The following is a 15085-nucleotide window of genomic DNA, read 5'->3' as shown; positions in this document are numbered from 1 at the left end:
CCCACCTTAGAGATCGCTCAGATGACCCGTCGCGTCCTGTTCTTGTGTACCGGTAATTCCGCTCGCAGCGTGTTGGCCGAATCGACCCTGAAGAAGTGGGGCCAAGGCCGCTACGAGTCCTTCAGCGCCGGCAGCCAGCCGGCCGGCCGTGTCAACCCGTTTGCCATTGCTCAGTTGAAGCGCGAGGGTTTCCCGGTGGACGGCCTTCGCAGCAAGTCGTGGGACGAGTTCGCCGAAGCGGATGCCGCGCCGATGGATCTGATCGTCACCGTCTGCGACAGCGCGGCGGTCGAGGCATGCCCGGTAGTGTTCGGCGACTTTGTACGGGTGCACTGGGGCCTGTTCGATCCGGCCGGCGTTGAAGGCTCGGACGGAGAGAAAGCCGAAGCCTTCGATCGCGCGCACCAGATCATCAAGGCGCGCCTGAGGGCCTTCCTGGAGATCTCCGACTGCGTCTGGGATGACAGCGAGGCCCTCAAGGCCCGGCTCGACCCGATCGCACAGATCAACTGACCGTCCTTCCGGAAATCCCCATGACCACTGACACCTCCCGCCTGTCCTTCCTGGACCGGTATCTCACGTTCTGGATCTTCGCCGCCATGGCGCTCGGCGTCGGCATGGGGGCGTTGTTCGAGGGTGTGCCCAGCGCGTTGAACAGCCTCTCCATAGGGTCGACCAACATCCCGATCGCGATTGGTCTGATCCTGATGATGTATCCGCCGCTGGCCAAGGTGAAGTACGAGGAACTGCCGCGGGTCTTCGCCGACAAACGGGTACTGATGCTCTCGCTGCTGCAGAACTGGATCGTCGGTCCGTTCCTGATGTTCGGCCTGGCCGTGCTGTTCCTGCGCGATTACCCCGAGTACATGACCGGCCTGATCCTGATCGGGCTGGCACGCTGCATCGCCATGGTGCTGGTCTGGAATCAGCTTGCCCGCGGTGACGGCCAGTACGTCGCTGGGCTGGTGGCATTCAACTCGATCTTCCAGATTGCGCTGTTCAGTGTCTACGCGTGGTTCTTCCTGTCCTGGTTGCCGCCGGTGTTCGGTCTCCAGGGCAGCGTCATCGATGTCAGTTTCTGGACCATCGCCGAGGCTGTTCTGATCTACCTTGGTATCCCGTTCCTGGCGGGCTTCCTCACCCGCCGATGGTTGAAGGCGCGCAAGGGCGTGCAATGGTATGAAGAGACGTTCCTGCCCGCCATCAGCCCGGTAACCCTCGCCGCACTGCTGTTTACCATCGTGGCGATGTTCAGCCTGAAGGGAGGCGATGTGCTGAGGATTCCGATGGACGCGGTACGCATCGCGATCCCGCTGACGTTGTACTTCATCATCCAGTTCGTCATCAGTTTCTTCATGGGCAAGCTGATCGCCAAAGACTACCCCCGCACCACCGCGATCGCGTTCACCGCAGCAGGCAACAACTTCGAACTGGCCATCGCCGTGGCGATCGCGGCGTTCGGGCTGGCTTCCCCGGTAGCCTTCGCGGCTGTTATCGGCCCGCTGGTGGAAGTGCCCGTGCTGATTCTGCTGGTCCACGTCGCCCTGCGCCTGGGCAAAAGCTACTTTCCTGCCGATGCACGGAGCCGCTGAACCGCCTAGGTGCTGCAGCATGAGGAAGTCCCGATGGACAGCGTCGATGTCGTGGTGATCGGAGGTGGCCAGGCGGGTCTTTCGGCTGGCTACTTCCTACGTCGCAGCGGGCTGTCCTATGTGATTCTTGATGCCGAAACGTCACCTGGCGGGGCGTGGCAGCATGCGTGGAAATCCCTGCATCTGTTCTCGCCGGCGGGCTCGAGCTCGATTCCCGGTTGGCCGATGCCTGCTACCCGGGAACCGTGCCCGTCGCAGGCGGAAGTGCTCGACTACCTCGCGCGCTACGAGCATAAGTATGCGCTGCCTGTCATCCGTCCCGTGCAGGTAAAACGCATCTGCCGCTCGGGGAGCCGGCTGCGGGTGGAAGCAGATGACGGCCGGCAGTGGCAGACACGTGCAGTGATCAGCGCCACGGGTACGTGGCGGCATCCCTGCACGCCCGGATATGAAGGTCTGAATGCTTTCGGCGGCGTGCAGCTGCACTCGGCCCACTACAGCCATCCCGAACCCTTCGCCGGAATGCGCGTGGCCATCATCGGCAGCGGCAACTCAGGCGCACAGATTCTGGCCGAGGTCTCCAAGGTGGCCAAGACCACGTGGATCACCCAGCGGGAGCCAGCCTTCCTGGCCGACGATGTCGACGGGCGCGTTCTGTTCGCACGCGCAACCGAGAAGTGGAGGGCTCAGCAGAAAGGACGCGAGCCGGATATTCAGCGGGATGGTTTTGGCGACATCGTGATGGTGCCGCCGGTGGTGGACGCACGGCGCCGCGGCGTACTGGTCTCCATGCCGCCACCCGTCCGTTTCACCGCCACCGGCATGCAGTGGGCAGATGGCAGCGAACGCAACTTCGACGCGGTGATATGGTGCACCGGCTTCCGGCCGGTATTGTCGCACCTGGAAGGACTGGGCATTGTCAACGCTCGTGGTCGGATCGACGTGGATGACACCCAGGTTCGGTCGGTCGCAGCGCCATCGATTTGGCTGCTTGGCTATGGCGACTGGAATGGCGCAGCATCGGCCACGCTGAGCGGGGTGACCCGATACGCGCGCGAGGCAGTTAGGCAGATCAGCGACTACATCGGGGAGGCTTCTCCGGTGTTATCTGGCGCGTGAGCCTCGGCGCCATTGCCCAGCGCCCGCACCTGCGATTGCAGGGCCATGCGGTCCAGCGCGTCAGGCTTAAGCGCCAACAGCAATCCGAGACGGTGCTGGAGCTGGTGAAGCGTGCTCAGGAACGCCTTATGGACCTGATCAGCACTGCCCTGCACTGCGGCCGGGTCGGGGATGCCCCAGTGGGCGGTAGCCGGGTGGCCTGGCCACACGGGACACGCTTCACCCGCGGCACGATCGCACACCGTTACGATGAGATCCATCTGCGGTGCTTCCGGACCTGCGAATGCATCCCACGGCTTGCTCGACAGCCCGGCAACGTCGAAGCCAATCTCCGAGAGCACCCGCAGGGCCACCGGATGAACTACGCCCTTGGGATGACTGCCCGCACTGTAAGCGCGGATACGTTCACGCCCTAAATGGCTGGCCAGTGCTTCGGCAAGAATGCTGCGCGCCGAGTTGCCTGTGCAAAGGAACAGAACATTCAGGGGACGCATGTCATCGCAACCATTTATCTAGAATAATCGAAGTATTGCCTTGCCATATGTCAACTCGATGACTGCCGAAAAGGAAGCGGGCACCCCTCGGTGCCCGCTTCGCTCATCTGTTCAATGACCCGACGACCGTGTGGCGCCTGGCGTACTACATCGGCGCAGGATTGCCTTACGACATGCGGCGACATCACGAACGTATCGCGCAGCATCGTGCCGATCATCAGAAGATAGCCGCCAACTTCAACAACCCACCGGGAGATACCGAGCGGCTTGCGATCCGCAACGCTTACGACGACCTTCGGGTGACAATCGAGGTCGGAATCGAGGACACGATTCTCAATGAGACCGTCGTGAGGTTCCGCGACAACATCTCGGTCGGCCGACTCGACGGCGTGATTATCGTTCAGGATGCAGAGTACCGCGAGGTTCAACGCCTGCATGACAAGTGCTGCCGAAACGTCCGGGCGCATTCCCACGCCGCAGGCCAGCAGCGTGCTGTGACGCAGCCAGCCGAGCTGCTGCAGGACATTGACGCGATAGATGCGCTGTTTCAAGGTATCCGTAGACGCAGAGGCTGAATTCATACCCAGCTTGGCAACGCGTACTTCGCAGCGGGGCAGATGCCTCAGATGCTCAGGGCAGAGGTAACCCGAGACCTACCAACCGCCTCTGCTGGAGCGAGAACTCGGTCCGAGCACTCGGATCAGAGTGTGATTTAGGATGGCCGCTTCGGGCCGGATGACGCCGTGGCGAAACGACTACCGCTACGGGCCAGAAGCAGGCATCCGTCCTATCCTCGATAAATCTTCCTAATCCCGTCCCTGCCTGATATCTGTTTCCGACAACGAGCAGACTCCATAAATGTCCCAACTAAAACGCATGGCGCAGTCCATCCTTTATCTATCGGCGAGGTACAAGTGGGCAAGCACTGGGTGGATAGAATAGAGCTGACGGCTGTCGCTCAACTTGCAGGGATTTCGCTCCGTCATGATCGTGGTTGAACATATCAGGGCTATCAAGGCTACACAGTCACGTGAGCACATTACACGCCAGCTTTTCGAGGGGTCTGCCGAACACTATTTTGAGCAGAATAGAGCGATAGTTATGGCTTTGGTTGCACCGATAGTTCGCGGTTGAGCATGCTCATCGCAACCGCCGAGCAAGACAGGTAACGAAGGCGCATTGCGCAACACAACGGAAGATCCCGGCCTCACGCCAAGGCTTACGGTCTGCATTTAGCGAGTAGCAAAGACAACCTTTGACCGCTTGGATGCATTCAGACGCCGGCAATAGCGGCGTTGATTTCAGTGTCCAGCATTTCACAAGCCTGCTGGAGGTTGGAGAAGGTTCGCGCTAGATTCTCGAACGCATCCGCTGCGCTTTCGCCGTAGGACCAGAACGTGATCATGGTGTGCTTGCCATAGGCCGGGTCCTCGTCATCGCACTCAAAACTTCCATCGGAAAGCCACTGCCCGGTTGTCGATAGACTGGGGTGGAGGACTGGGTTAAGCGTGAAGCCAAGCACGGCTTCATTTGCCGCAAGCTCGGAATCTATATCGTTGAGCACGGCCATCAGCCTTCCGCAGAGCCACTCGTAATGCTCCCTCGAGCAGTTCAGCCGCTCATCCCTATACATGAGGAAGAGTCGACCATTGATGCGGATGCTGTGGGTGGAGTTGCTATCAGTGTTTGGACTGGGGTCAAGCATTCCGCAATCGCAGCTTTCAAGATGGGATTGGGGAGAATTCACGTACCTAAGAAGGTTGTAGAACGCTCGAACTCCGGTCTGCTCAGCATGCGGCACGAAGTCCTCAAGTATCGTTTCGATCTTCTCTGGATGACTTTTAAAATCAACGTAGCCGCTTTGGCCTGGAGCTCCCGCATCGTAAGGGTGCAGCCTGGTAGACATGTATGTAAGGCTGGGGTCGTAGTAGGTGATCATTTGCGGGTTGGGAAGATTGGCCAGTAAGGGGCGATGGATGGTTTGCGATCCAGAGCGAGACCGGATGAAGAGGCTAGACAGCGTGCTCTGGTTCTAATCTCTGATCAGATCGAAGCTCGCTCCTGAAGCTGAACGCGCTAAGCGTGTTGGCGAAGCGAACCAAAGACATCCTCGCTGTCCAAGTTAAACAGCGCTTGGAGGCTGCGGTCAAAACTGCAGCTAAGTCGACGAGCAGAGCAGATGAAGAGCTGCGGGATTGCAAGCCTTATTCAGCTTTATGAATGCGACTCTAGGCTTCGTCCGATTAAACTGAATAGGGGCAACCATAGTTCTGCTCGAGGATCGTCATCTGACGCAAAGTCTTTGTTGGACCTATGTTCTGCCCTGAGCGGGGGCGAACGTATGCTTGCCAAGCAACCATAGTTGAGCGAGTAGACAGGGCTAGACGGTATGACCTTTGGTTGCCGAGGCGGTCAAACCTATGCTTGCCCGTCTACGCGTCCGTCGCATCACTGCTGTTTCCGCCCCATGCGCGCCGCGCGGCGCGGGTGCTGCTGCTCGTCGCCCTTCCGATGATGCAGCTGCCAGCCAACGCGGCCGAGCGCGCCCAACCTTCTGCACGCATCGTGGTACAGACAGACGATGTCACGCGTTTCTTCAGCGTGCTGGATGCCACTGGAGGAAAACCAAGTGCCGAAGACCTGCAGCGCGGCTATCTGGACACCGGCACGGAGGCATTGCGCAGCTTCACCGACAGCCGCATCGGATCAATGGAGCGTTTGGCCAGGGCCATCCAGGACAAGCCGGCGTTGTTCGCCAGGGCGCGGACCTGTGCAGCGGCATTGCCGGCGATCCGCGCGCGGGTTGCCGACGCACTCGATCGATTGGGCACGCTGCTCCCCACTGCACGTTTTCCTCCGGTCACCGTGCTGGTCGGGCGGGGTAACAGCGGCGGCGTCACCACCGAAGATGGTGTGGTGATCGGACTGGAAGCACTGTGCAACGCCGACTGGATGCAGCCTGACGTCGGCGATCGTTTCGTGCACCTGATCGCCCATGAGTACGTGCACGTGCAACAGCCCGGTGCGAGCGTCGATGTCGCGCAGCCCACCCTGCTCTATCAGACGTTGCTTGAAGGCGGCGCCGAGTACGTGGGTGAACTGATCTCGGGGCAACCGGCCAACGCGCATCTGCGTCGCTGGACCCAGGGCCGCGAATGTGCGCTGGAGCGCGCGTTCGTACAGGACAGTGGGGGCACCGATCTTTCGAAGTGGCTGTACAACGGCCCCGGCGATGAAGCACGACGTGGAGATCTCGGATACTGGGTCGGCTACCGCATCGCGCGCAGCTATGTTTCCCGCGCGCCAGACAGGACCAGGGCCATCGCCACGCTGCTGGATGTGCGGCCCGACACCGCCGCGACCGTGTTCGAGGCGAGTGGATGGACGCCTGCCTGCACTGCTGCCAAAGGCATGGAAACGCAAGTGCTGTGAGAGCCGCTTCATACTGATGAATTGGCGACCTTGAACAGGCACAAGGCACGCCGCCGACGTAGATCAGCTCGCCTGATCCCGCTTGTTAATGTTGGGTCAGAGGCCGGCTTCACAGTGCTTCCACGTATTCAAATTCCAGCTGAAAGCGCTTGGTAGCGGCGGGAACAAACGCCGCTATATTCCAGCTTCCCCAGACGAAGGAGGGAGTGCAATGAACCTGAACCCGCAACACATGAAGACGGCCCGCGCACTTGCTGTAGCGCTCATCGCCACCGTAAGCCTTGGCGCCTGCGCGTCATACAAGAACGAGTTTGCAACCATCAACTCGCGTCTCGATCAGCTCGACGTCAAGGTGCAGGGCGCTGCGCAGAGCGCGGAGTCCGCCAACCAGTCCGCACAGCAGGCCAATCAGCGCCTGGACCAGATCGAAGGTCGCGTGCAGCAGCTTGAAAGGGCACCTGCCGGCCGCAAGCCGCGCGGGTAATCGCTCCCTCACCGTTTGAATTGATCCACCTCTGTATCGGGTGCATCGGGACCCAGTGGCCTTCGCCGGCCACTGGCATCCTTCCACCCACGATTGCATTGCAAGGAGCCGTCCCATTCGTACTTCCTCCTCCCCCGCACGCCGCGCCCTCCCTGCCGCACTGGCCGTGGCACTGGTCGTTGCGTGCAGCGGCGTAGCCAACGCCAGGGACAAGGACGCACCTGCACCATCGGTCGCCGCCGTTGATGAACTTCCGCCCGACCAGAGCGTGTCCGAGACAGTGATCGAGCTGGCCGGCTGGGTGGTCGCCAGCAAGGACAACCAGGGCTATCCGTTTGCGGTCATGGACAAGGCGGCGGCGCAGGTTCTGGTCTTCGGCGGTGACGGCAAGCTGCGCGGCGCCGCACCGGCGCTGTTTGGGTCGGCGATCGGCGACCATTCCGCACCGGGCGTCGCCAAGCTCGCACTGAGCGCGATTCCCGGCCACGACCGCACCACGCCTGCCGGCCGCTTCATTGGCGGTTACGGCCCGTCCGACGATGCCGGACGCGTGCTGTGGGTGGACTACGATTCCGCCGTGTCGATGCACCCGCTGCCGCCGGGCAGCCCGAAGGAAAAGCGCGCCGAGCGGTTGGCATCGCCCTCGCCGGACGACAACCGCGTCACCCACGGCTGCATCAATGTCTCGCCCGCGTTCTACGAGCAGATCGTGCAGTCCACGTTCGAGAAGGGCGGTGTGTTCTACATCCTGCCGGACAAGGATTCGATCGCGAAGACGTTCCCGGAGTTCGCGCAGAGCCGTGCCGTCACAGATGGCAACCAAAAGAAGACCGCACAGCACGCTGGCGAGTAGTGCGTTTGTGCGTCCGCCCTGGGCGTTGTGGGCACATGCCCGGGCCATGCCCGCCCGCCGGGCGGCTGCGATGCACAGTCTGCTCATGGAGAGTCGCCTGCGTGTGAGGCGTGGTGCCCCCGAGGCCCGGCACGCTGGCATACTGCGCCCGTAGACGATCCTGCGAGGCAATGTCTGCCTCGTCCATGCGGCCGCCGGTGGACCCACTCTTCCAGTTTCTGCTGAGCACGATGGGAGGCGTATTCGTCTTCCTGTTCTTCGTGGCGCGCGACTACCTGCGTGGCTTGGGGTGGCTGCTCGGTTCCTGGGATCCGAACATGGGGCACGCGGCCGAAGATGCGCTCATTTCGAAGGCCAATCGCAGCGCCTTGCTGATTGCGGCGGTGCTTCTGGCGTGGGCCTTCATGGGCCCTTCTCCCTACCGCCGCAACTGGGAAATCGAAGTAATGGGTATCGGCACCGGCATGTTGCTGGCCTATGTGGTGACCATCCGCCTTGCAGCTTCAAGGGTGAAGAGGCTGCTTGGGTGAGCGTGCCTCACATCGGCACCAATGAGGATCAGGAAGCCGTAGCCTCTGCAGCCCGCGCCAATGCCGCGGCGTGCGCGTCGCCCTTCCGCTCGCTGTAACGGTCTACCAGGTAGTCCGACCGGCCCCGCGTCAGCAGGGTGAACTTCACCAGCTCTTCCATCACATCCACCACCCGATCGTAGTACGGCGAGGGCTTCATCCGGCCGTCGTCATCGAATTCCTGCCAGGCCTTGGCCACCGACGACTGGTTGGGGATGGTCAGCATGCGCATCCAACGACCAAGCACGCGCAACGCGTTGACCGTGTTGAACGACTGCGAGCCGCCGCTCACCTGCATCACCGCCAGCGTCCTGCCCTGCGTGGGCCGCACGCTGCCATCTTCCAGCGGCAACCAGTCGATCTGGTTCTTGAACACGCCGGTGACCGTGCCATGCCGCTCGGGGCTGACCCATACCTGGCCTTCCGACCACTGCGACCATTCGCGCAGTCGCTGCACTTCAGTGTGGTGCGGGTCCACGCTGTCCAGCATCGGCAGCGCATGCGGGTCGAACACCCGGGTTTCGCACCCCAGATGGCGCAGCAGTCGCTCGGCTTCCAGCGCCAGCTTGCGGCTGAACGACTGGGGCCGCAGCGAGCCGTAGAGCAGGAGGATGCGCGGCGGCCCCAGATCTGCCGCGGCGAGCTGGTGATGATTGGGCTGGGGCAATGACGATTCCACCAGGTTGGGCAGGTCCAGGCTTGTGATTGGCTCATTCATTCGATTATTCTAGAAATATGGAAACATCGAATGCAATCTCCGCCCTGACCGCCCTCGGTCATGCCACCCGGCTGGCTGCCTTCCGCCTGCTGGTGGAGGCCGGCCCGGCAGGGCGCATGGCGGGCGACATCGCTACGGCCCTGCAGGTGCCCCCAGCCACGCTCAGCTTCCACCTGAAGGAGCTGGTGCAGGCCGGGCTGGTGGAGAGCGAGAACCAGGGCCGCAACGTCTGCTATCGGGCCAACTTCGATGCCATGAACGGCTTGATCGAGTACCTCACGCACAACTGTTGCGCGGGCTCACCCAGCAACCAGTGCGTCCCCGCCGAACCCGCCTGCAAGTGCTGATACCGCACACGACCCACCCCATCGAAGCGATTGCCACATGACCCGCAATGTCCTGTTCCTCTGCACCGGCAACAGCGCGCGCAGCGTGCTGGCTGAAGCCACCCTGCGCGCCTGGGGCGGCGATCGCTTCAGGGCATTCAGTGCGGGCAGCCAGCCCACCGGCCAGGTCAATCCGTTCGCGCTGGCACAACTGCATGCCGAAGGAATGCCCGTTGAAGGGCTGCGCAGCAAATCATGGGACGAGTTCGTGGATGCAGCGCCCATGGACCTGGTCATCACCGTGTGTGATGCGGCCGCTGCCGAAGCTTGCCCAGTGGTGTTCGGTGACTTCATCCGCAGCCATTGGGGCCTGCCCGATCCGGCCGCCGTGGCAGGCAGCGATGCCGACAAGGCCGCAGCCTTCGCGCTCGCCCATGCCATCGTGAAAACCCGCCTGCGTGCGCTGCTCGCACTGCCCGAATCGGTGTGGTCCGAACGCGAAGCGCTGCAGCACGCGCTGGACCGGATCGGCCAGCTGTTGCCGACCGACGGCGCGCAGTGACGGTGCCACTGCCATGAGCCTGTTCGAGCGACACCTGACGCTGTGGGTTGTGCTGTGCATTGCGATGGGCACGCTGCTGGGCCACGTCCTGCCCGGTGCCTTCGCGGTGCTGGCGTCCGCCGAAGTGGCCAAGGTCAATCTGCCGGTTGCGGTGCTGATCTGGCTGATGATCATCCCGATGCTGCTGAAGGTCGACTTCCGCGCGATGCGCCAGTTGCAGCAACACTGGAAGGGCATCGGGGTAACACTGTTCATCAACTGGGCGGTCAAGCCGTTCTCGATGGCGCTGCTGGGCTGGCTGTTCCTGCGCCATGCCTTCGCCGGCTGGCTGCCCGCAGCACAGATCGACAGCTACATCGCCGGGCTGATCCTGCTGGCAGCCGCACCCTGCACCGCCATGGTGTTCGTGTGGAGCAACCTGTGCCGCGGTGATGCCAACTTCACCCTGAGCCAGGTGGCGTTGAACGACGCGATCATGGTGGTTGCCTACGCGCCGGTGGTTGCACTGCTGCTCGGCCTGTCGGCGATCACCGTACCGTGGGATACGCTGTTGCTGTCCGTTGGTCTCTACATCGTGGTGCCGGTGCTGGCTGCTGCACTGCTGCAGCACTGGATCCTTTTGCGCAGCGGCGAGGCGGGCCTGCAACTCACGCTTCGAAGGTTGGGGCCGCTGTCCCTGTCCGCGCTGCTGCTGACGCTGGTGGTGCTGTTCGGGTTCCAGGGCCAGCAGATCGTGAAGCAACCGCTGGTAATCGCGCTGATTGCCGTGCCGATCCTGATCCAGGTCTATTTCACCTCGGGCCTGGCCTACCTGCTCAACCGTCGGCTGGGCGTGGCACATTGCGTGGCAGGCCCGTCAGCGCTTATTGGTGCCAGCAACTTCTTCGAACTGGCGGTGGCAACTGCGGTGGGACTGTTCGGCGTGCATTCCGGGGCGGCGCTGGCGACGGTGGTGGGCGTGCTGATCGAGGTGCCGGTCATGCTGTCCGTGGTGCGGATCGTCAACCGTACTCAGGCCTGGTACGAAAGACCCCAAGAGCGCTGACAACCAGAGTGGGGCGAGTTCGATTTACGTTCTTCGCTCCGCACTGTCGTCATCGGCTTGGTGGGGTACCCATATCCCTGTCATCAAGTTCGAACCATGTCGCATATTCCCCACGCTGCCACGGACGTTGCGGCACCTGCGTCCGCGACGGCTTAACAGCATGCAAGAATGCTGAAAGCGTCTTCGATCAAACGCTGTTTGCAACTCGTCTGATTGGCGTTGCGCAGCGACAGCGGTACAGATGGCGGGCCACCGGAAAATCGGTGGCCGGGCCTCGAAAACCCGTTAGATCACGAACGTTGTTTGCGCTTGCCAGCCGGCGTCACCCCGCGTGGCGCCGGCTGGCATTCCGTCTGCCGGCTATGGCGGGCGGAGCGTGGAGGCCTTGCGCCTGCCGGTCTTGTTCGTGATCTCCCGGTTTTCGAGCCACGTCTCCGCCCGCCACCTTTGTGTGGCGGCTACCGTCTGTCCTGCACGGAGCACTGCCATGACCACACCGGACTTCCCTCGCCTGCATCCGCATCGCTCATCCGCCACTGGCGGTGGGCCGCCAGAGCACGCGGCTGCGACCGATCCGAACGCCTTCATCGCCACGCTTCGCCGCATCGGCAAAGGCGCGGCCGCCGACGGCCAGCCCTGGCCGGAGCGTCACCAGATGCCGGGCCGCTGCATGGCGCTGGCCGATGCGGACTGTGCGTTGGCAAGCCAGCGCGTGACGCTGGAACTGCTGCTGGCGGCCGAACGCGTACGCCAGAACGGCGCGGAGGCCGAGTACGTGGGCGACCGGGTGATGGAAGGGCTGATCATGGCGTGCCTGGCCATGAACGCACAGGCCAGCGCGCGTATGCGGCCGGAAGGGTGACGCGGGCGACAACGCCCGCGATTCCGCCGGGTAGGATTCGGCGCTGCGGAGCGCGTCACATCACTCGCAGAGTGCGCTGTCTTCCTTCAACGCGGCATCCTGCAGTGGCTGGCGTTGTTCAATCTGCGCACGTTGTTCCGCCGTCGGCTCACCCAGCCACCACACACGACAGCGCGCGGTAAGACGGCCGACCATCTTCGCCTCCGTCGGCGAATACAGCATCGCCAACGCGGTGCCGGGGCAGTCGTGGGCCTGGCAGGCGGTATAGAACCACCACGGCTCGCCCTGCAGCACCAGCAGCTCACCAGGACCGCTGGGCCCGCTCAACAGGCGTTCGCGCAGCGATGGAATCTCCCTGTCGGCGGATTCGGCTGCGGCTGTGTCCTTCATCAGGGCGTTGAACGCGGCCAGCACCTTCGGGTCCTTGCGGCCGCAGTCGTCCACGGTATTGCCGCCCACCAGGGTGAAGAAATGCGTCGCCAGCGGGTTGTCCGCGCAGGTGAGTTCGCCGCCGGCACTCGGGTCTTCCGGTTCGCCTTCGTTGTCCCACACCGAGGGATCCACGCCATCTTCGATGGATGGCGCCTTCTCGCCCACCGTTGCCGTGGCCGCAGGTGCTTCTGTGGCCGGTGCTGGTGCGGCTGGTGCTGCATCGGGTGCCGGTGCCTGCCCGCAGGCGGCCAGCAATGCGACCGTCAGTGCCATCCCTGTGATTCGAATCTTCATTCCCTGTCCTTGTCTGATCTGCGCTGCATCCAGCAAATCGGCAGCCGCGTGATTCTAACCAGCACCGTGCCAGGATGCGTTCGTAGCGTCCCGTCATCGCCTGGAGCCGGACGCATGCGCCGTACACGACTCGCCAAGATCTTCTGCAGTGCCCTGCTGATGGCATCGCCGGCAATTGCCCACGATGCAGAAAACGCGATGCCTGCACAGCCTCTCCCGGGCGCAGCCCTGCCCGCACCGCTGGAGCGCGTACTGCGCGATTACGAGCGGGCGTGGCGCTCGGCTGATGCCAAGGCATTGGCTGCGCTGTTTGCCGAGGATGGTTTTGTACTGCAGAGCAACCAGCCGCCGGTGCGCGGGCGTACTGCGATCAAGGCCGCGTATGCCGGCCAGGGCGGCAGTCCGTTGCGGCTGCGGGCGTTGGCTCACTCGGTGGAGGGCAACACGGGCTACATCATTGGTGCGTATCGCTACGGCAGCAACGAGGGGGACACCGGCAAGTTCACGCTGACGCTGAAGCGCGTGGGCGACGGGCCGTGGTTGATCTTCTCGGACATGGACAACACCAGCGCGCCGCCACGGGCGCGGTGATTGCCGCCGTCGGGCGCCAACCAAGGTTGGCAGCTACCAGAAGCGGGTTCGGCAGTAGATCCACGCCATGCGTGGATGGCTCGCGCACATAAAAAACCCCGGCACGTGGCCGGGGTTTTTCGATTCACTTGAACAGCGTGTCCGGGTATTCCGGTTTCTGTTCCCGCGCCAGCAGTGCGCGCAGGCCTTCTTCCGGGGTCTGCTCGCCGTGCAGCACGGCACGCACGCCGTCGGAGATCGGCAGGTCGATGCCATGGCGGCGTGCCTGTCGCATCACTTCGTCGGCGGTCTGCACCGACTCGACCACCTGGCCGATTTCGCGCACGGCATCCTGCAGCGTCTGGCCACGGCCCAGGGCCAGGCCCAGGCGACGGTTGCGCGACAGATCGCCGGTGCAGGTCAGCACCAGATCGCCCAGGCCGGCCAGGCCCATCAGCGTTTCCGGCTTGGCGCCGATCGCCGCAGCCAGGCGCAGCATTTCATTGAGACCGCGGGTGATCAGGCCGGCACGGGCGTTGAGGCCCAGCTGCATGCCATCGGCCACGCCGGTGGCCACCGCCAGCACGTTCTTCATCGCACCGCCCAGCTCGGCACCGACCATGTCGTCGCCGGTGTAGGCGCGGAACGCCGGGCCATGCATCGCCTCGGCCACCGTCTGCGCGAACTCGGGCACGTCGCCGTGCACGGTGATCGCGGTGGGCAGGCCCTGGGTTACTTCCTTGGCGAACGATGGCCCGGTGACGACGGCCAGCGGCACGTCCTCGCCCAGCACTTCGCGCGCCACTTCATGCAGGAAACGGCCCGAACCGGGTTCGAAGCCCTTGGTGGCCCAGGCCACGCCGGCACCGGCCGGACGCAGCGGCGCCAGCGCACGCACGGTTTCACCGAAGGCATGCGACGGGGTCACCACCAGGATCCAGGCCGCGCCTTCCACCGCCGACGCCAGGTCGGTGGTGGCACGCAGGCTGTCCGGCAGCGGGATGCCCGGCAGGTAGCGCGGGTTCTCGTGGCGCTGGTCGATGGCCTCGACCACGGCAGCGTCGCGCCCCCACAGCACGGTCGGGTGACCGTGCCGTGCGAGCAGGCTGGCCAGCGCGGTTCCCCAGGAACCGGCGCCCAGCACGGCGATTTTGTCAGCGGGAGTGCTCATCCGTGACGTCGCGGCAGGAATCAGGCGTTGCCAGCCGGCTCGGAGTCAGCCAGCGACGGTGCGTCGCCCTGCTCCTGGCGCTGGCGCAGGGTTTCTGCGTACAGGCCTTCGAAGTTGATCGGCTGCAGGAAGAACGGCGGGAAGCCGCCGGCCTGGATCAGGTCGCTGATCAGCTGGCGCACGTACGGGAACAGGATGTTCGGGCACTGGGTGCCGAGCAGCACGTCGATCGACTGCGGGTCCAGGCCGACCAGGCCGAACACGCCGGCCTGCTTCACTTCGGCCACGTAGGCGGTGCGCTCACCGGCCTGGCAGGTCAGGGTCACGGCCAGCACGACTTCGAAGGCGTTCTCACCCAGGCGCTGCACCTGCTGGTTCAGGTTCAGCTGCAGCTCCGGCTGCACCTGGTCATTGAAGATGGTCGGGGCGTTCGGCGACTCGAAGGAGACGTCCTTGACGTAGATCTTCTCGACGGTGAAAGCGGGGCCGGTGGCGGCATCGACCGGCGCAGCAGCGCCGTTGGTGATCTCTTCGGACATTTCCAGTAACTCCAATGAATGCA

At 63.4% G+C, this 15085-nt stretch carries 19 protein-coding genes; 12 read left to right on the top strand and 7 right to left on the bottom strand.

From position 1 onward, the window contains the following. The first annotated feature begins 21 nt into the window (after positions 1-21). From AC5P7F_RS12545 to AC5P7F_RS12535, 3 genes are read left to right on the top strand one after another with little or no spacing between them, the layout of a single operon-like run. A complete protein-coding gene (locus AC5P7F_RS12545) occupies positions 22-513 on the top strand; it encodes an arsenate reductase ArsC (RefSeq protein ID WP_228354992.1) in 492 nt (163 codons plus the stop codon). A gap of 20 nt (positions 514-533) precedes the next feature. Further along, positions 534-1592: an ACR3 family arsenite efflux transporter gene (arsB, locus tag AC5P7F_RS12540; RefSeq protein ID WP_065178720.1), complete on the top strand. Its 1059-nt coding sequence runs from the start codon at positions 534-536 to the stop codon at positions 1590-1592. Positions 1593-1625: 33 nt separating this feature from the next. Continuing rightward, on the top strand, positions 1626-2711 hold the full coding sequence (locus AC5P7F_RS12535; protein ID WP_481462441.1) for an ArsO family NAD(P)H-dependent flavin-containing monooxygenase: 1086 nt from the start codon (positions 1626-1628) through the stop codon (positions 2709-2711). On the opposite strand, the gene AC5P7F_RS12530 is transcribed toward AC5P7F_RS12535, so the two are convergent. From AC5P7F_RS12530 to AC5P7F_RS12520, 3 genes are all read right to left on the bottom strand, one after another. Then, positions 2672-3205, bottom strand: a complete 534-nt coding sequence (locus tag AC5P7F_RS12530; protein WP_081280899.1) for an arsenate reductase ArsC — start codon at positions 3203-3205, stop codon at positions 2672-2674. The genes AC5P7F_RS12535 and AC5P7F_RS12530 overlap by 40 nt on opposite strands. 50 nt (positions 3206-3255) lie before the next feature. After that, on the bottom strand, positions 3256-3756 hold the full coding sequence (locus AC5P7F_RS12525; protein ID WP_155760603.1) for a hypothetical protein: 501 nt from the start codon (positions 3754-3756) through the stop codon (positions 3256-3258). 722 nt (positions 3757-4478) lie between these two features. Then, positions 4479-5144: a hypothetical protein gene (locus AC5P7F_RS12520; protein ID WP_155760602.1), complete on the bottom strand. Its 666-nt coding sequence runs from the start codon at positions 5142-5144 to the stop codon at positions 4479-4481. Positions 5145-5716: 572 nt separating this feature from the next. Between AC5P7F_RS12520 and AC5P7F_RS12515 the strand changes: the two genes are divergently transcribed. From AC5P7F_RS12515 to AC5P7F_RS12500, 4 genes are all read left to right on the top strand, one after another. Further along, positions 5717-6637 carry a DUF2268 domain-containing putative Zn-dependent protease gene (locus AC5P7F_RS12515; protein ID WP_478440926.1) on the top strand — a complete coding sequence of 307 codons (921 nt, stop codon included), beginning with the start codon at positions 5717-5719 and terminating at the stop codon, positions 6635-6637. Positions 6638-6848: 211 nt separating this feature from the next. After that, on the top strand, positions 6849-7121 hold the full coding sequence (locus AC5P7F_RS12510; RefSeq protein ID WP_010487149.1) for a hypothetical protein: 273 nt from the start codon (positions 6849-6851) through the stop codon (positions 7119-7121). Between the two features lie 166 nt (positions 7122-7287). Further along, positions 7288-7974, top strand: coding sequence for a murein L,D-transpeptidase (locus AC5P7F_RS12505; RefSeq protein ID WP_164077215.1), 687 nt, complete (start codon positions 7288-7290; stop codon positions 7972-7974). 170 nt (positions 7975-8144) lie between these two features. Next, positions 8145-8504, top strand: coding sequence for a hypothetical protein (locus AC5P7F_RS12500; RefSeq protein WP_239510492.1), 360 nt, complete (start codon positions 8145-8147; stop codon positions 8502-8504). A gap of 28 nt (positions 8505-8532) precedes the next feature. On the opposite strand, the gene arsH is transcribed toward AC5P7F_RS12500, so the two are convergent. After that, the gene (arsH, locus tag AC5P7F_RS12495; protein ID WP_164077214.1) at positions 8533-9261 is read right to left on the bottom strand and encodes an arsenical resistance protein ArsH; all 729 of its coding nucleotides are present in this window, start codon (positions 9259-9261) and stop codon (positions 8533-8535) included. Positions 9262-9278: 17 nt separating this feature from the next. On the opposite strand from arsH, the gene AC5P7F_RS12490 reads away from it, so the two are divergent. The 4 genes from AC5P7F_RS12490 to AC5P7F_RS12475 all read left to right on the top strand — a co-directional run bounded on the left by AC5P7F_RS12490 (position 9279) and on the right by AC5P7F_RS12475 (position 12056). Beyond that, positions 9279-9608, top strand: a complete 330-nt coding sequence (locus AC5P7F_RS12490; protein ID WP_014645511.1) for an ArsR/SmtB family transcription factor — start codon at positions 9279-9281, stop codon at positions 9606-9608. Positions 9609-9645: 37 nt separating this feature from the next. After that, positions 9646-10149, top strand: a complete 504-nt coding sequence (locus tag AC5P7F_RS12485) for an arsenate reductase/protein-tyrosine-phosphatase family protein (protein ID WP_164077213.1) — start codon at positions 9646-9648, stop codon at positions 10147-10149. A gap of 13 nt (positions 10150-10162) precedes the next feature. Continuing rightward, positions 10163-11194, top strand: a complete 1032-nt coding sequence (arsB, locus tag AC5P7F_RS12480; RefSeq protein ID WP_164077212.1) for an ACR3 family arsenite efflux transporter — start codon at positions 10163-10165, stop codon at positions 11192-11194. A 487-nt stretch (positions 11195-11681) separates the two neighbouring features. Next, the gene (locus AC5P7F_RS12475) at positions 11682-12056 is read left to right on the top strand and encodes a hypothetical protein (RefSeq protein ID WP_075076523.1); all 375 of its coding nucleotides are present in this window, start codon (positions 11682-11684) and stop codon (positions 12054-12056) included. 60 nt (positions 12057-12116) lie between these two features. On the opposite strand, the gene AC5P7F_RS12470 is transcribed toward AC5P7F_RS12475, so the two are convergent. Further along, positions 12117-12782, bottom strand: coding sequence for an Ivy family c-type lysozyme inhibitor (locus AC5P7F_RS12470; RefSeq protein WP_164077211.1), 666 nt, complete (start codon positions 12780-12782; stop codon positions 12117-12119). Positions 12783-12896: 114 nt separating this feature from the next. Here AC5P7F_RS12470 and AC5P7F_RS12465 point away from each other — a divergent pair, with 114 nt between their 5' ends. Then, on the top strand, positions 12897-13373 hold the full coding sequence (locus AC5P7F_RS12465) for a YybH family protein (protein WP_164077210.1): 477 nt from the start codon (positions 12897-12899) through the stop codon (positions 13371-13373). A 124-nt stretch (positions 13374-13497) separates the two neighbouring features. On the opposite strand, the gene AC5P7F_RS12460 is transcribed toward AC5P7F_RS12465, so the two are convergent. Next, a complete protein-coding gene (locus tag AC5P7F_RS12460) occupies positions 13498-14523 on the bottom strand; it encodes an NAD(P)H-dependent glycerol-3-phosphate dehydrogenase (protein ID WP_005420929.1) in 1026 nt (341 codons plus the stop codon). Between the two features lie 20 nt (positions 14524-14543). After that, complete coding sequence (secB, locus tag AC5P7F_RS12455; RefSeq protein WP_005407596.1) at positions 14544-15062, bottom strand: protein-export chaperone SecB; 519 nt, start codon at positions 15060-15062, stop codon at positions 14544-14546. Positions 15063-15085: the final 23 nt, after the last annotated feature.

The sequence above is a fragment of the Stenotrophomonas sp. YJH_SMC_105-26 genome, assembly GCF_059368915.1.
The sequence above is the reverse complement of the archived record's forward strand: the minus strand, read 5'-3'. Positions and strand labels throughout refer to the sequence as shown.

Excerpts from the sequence above, each read along its gene's own strand:
- AC5P7F_RS12545 (WP_228354992.1), top strand. The coding sequence starts at position 22 with ATGACCCGTCGCGTCCTGTTCTTGTGTACCGGTAATTCCGCTCGCAGC.
- arsB (WP_065178720.1), top strand. The coding sequence starts at position 534 with ATGACCACTGACACCTCCCGCCTGTCCTTCCTGGACCGGTATCTCACG.
- AC5P7F_RS12535 (WP_481462441.1), top strand. The coding sequence starts at position 1,626 with ATGGACAGCGTCGATGTCGTGGTGATCGGAGGTGGCCAGGCGGGTCTT.
- AC5P7F_RS12530 (WP_081280899.1), bottom strand. The coding sequence starts at position 3,205 with ATGCGTCCCCTGAATGTTCTGTTCCTTTGCACAGGCAACTCGGCGCGC.
- AC5P7F_RS12520 (WP_155760602.1), bottom strand. The coding sequence starts at position 5,144 with ATGATCACCTACTACGACCCCAGCCTTACATACATGTCTACCAGGCTG.
- AC5P7F_RS12515 (WP_478440926.1), top strand. The coding sequence starts at position 5,717 with ATGATGCAGCTGCCAGCCAACGCGGCCGAGCGCGCCCAACCTTCTGCA.
- AC5P7F_RS12510 (WP_010487149.1), top strand. The coding sequence starts at position 6,849 with ATGAACCTGAACCCGCAACACATGAAGACGGCCCGCGCACTTGCTGTA.
- AC5P7F_RS12500 (WP_239510492.1), top strand. The coding sequence starts at position 8,145 with ATGTCTGCCTCGTCCATGCGGCCGCCGGTGGACCCACTCTTCCAGTTT.
- arsH (WP_164077214.1), bottom strand. The coding sequence starts at position 9,261 with ATGAATGAGCCAATCACAAGCCTGGACCTGCCCAACCTGGTGGAATCG.
- AC5P7F_RS12490 (WP_014645511.1), top strand. The coding sequence starts at position 9,279 with ATGGAAACATCGAATGCAATCTCCGCCCTGACCGCCCTCGGTCATGCC.
- AC5P7F_RS12485 (WP_164077213.1), top strand. The coding sequence starts at position 9,646 with ATGACCCGCAATGTCCTGTTCCTCTGCACCGGCAACAGCGCGCGCAGC.
- arsB (WP_164077212.1), top strand. The coding sequence starts at position 10,163 with ATGAGCCTGTTCGAGCGACACCTGACGCTGTGGGTTGTGCTGTGCATT.
- AC5P7F_RS12475 (WP_075076523.1), top strand. The coding sequence starts at position 11,682 with ATGACCACACCGGACTTCCCTCGCCTGCATCCGCATCGCTCATCCGCC.
- AC5P7F_RS12470 (WP_164077211.1), bottom strand. The coding sequence starts at position 12,782 with ATGAAGATTCGAATCACAGGGATGGCACTGACGGTCGCATTGCTGGCC.
- AC5P7F_RS12465 (WP_164077210.1), top strand. The coding sequence starts at position 12,897 with ATGCGCCGTACACGACTCGCCAAGATCTTCTGCAGTGCCCTGCTGATG.
- AC5P7F_RS12460 (WP_005420929.1), bottom strand. The coding sequence starts at position 14,523 with ATGAGCACTCCCGCTGACAAAATCGCCGTGCTGGGCGCCGGTTCCTGG.
- secB (WP_005407596.1), bottom strand. The coding sequence starts at position 15,062 with ATGTCCGAAGAGATCACCAACGGCGCTGCTGCGCCGGTCGATGCCGCC.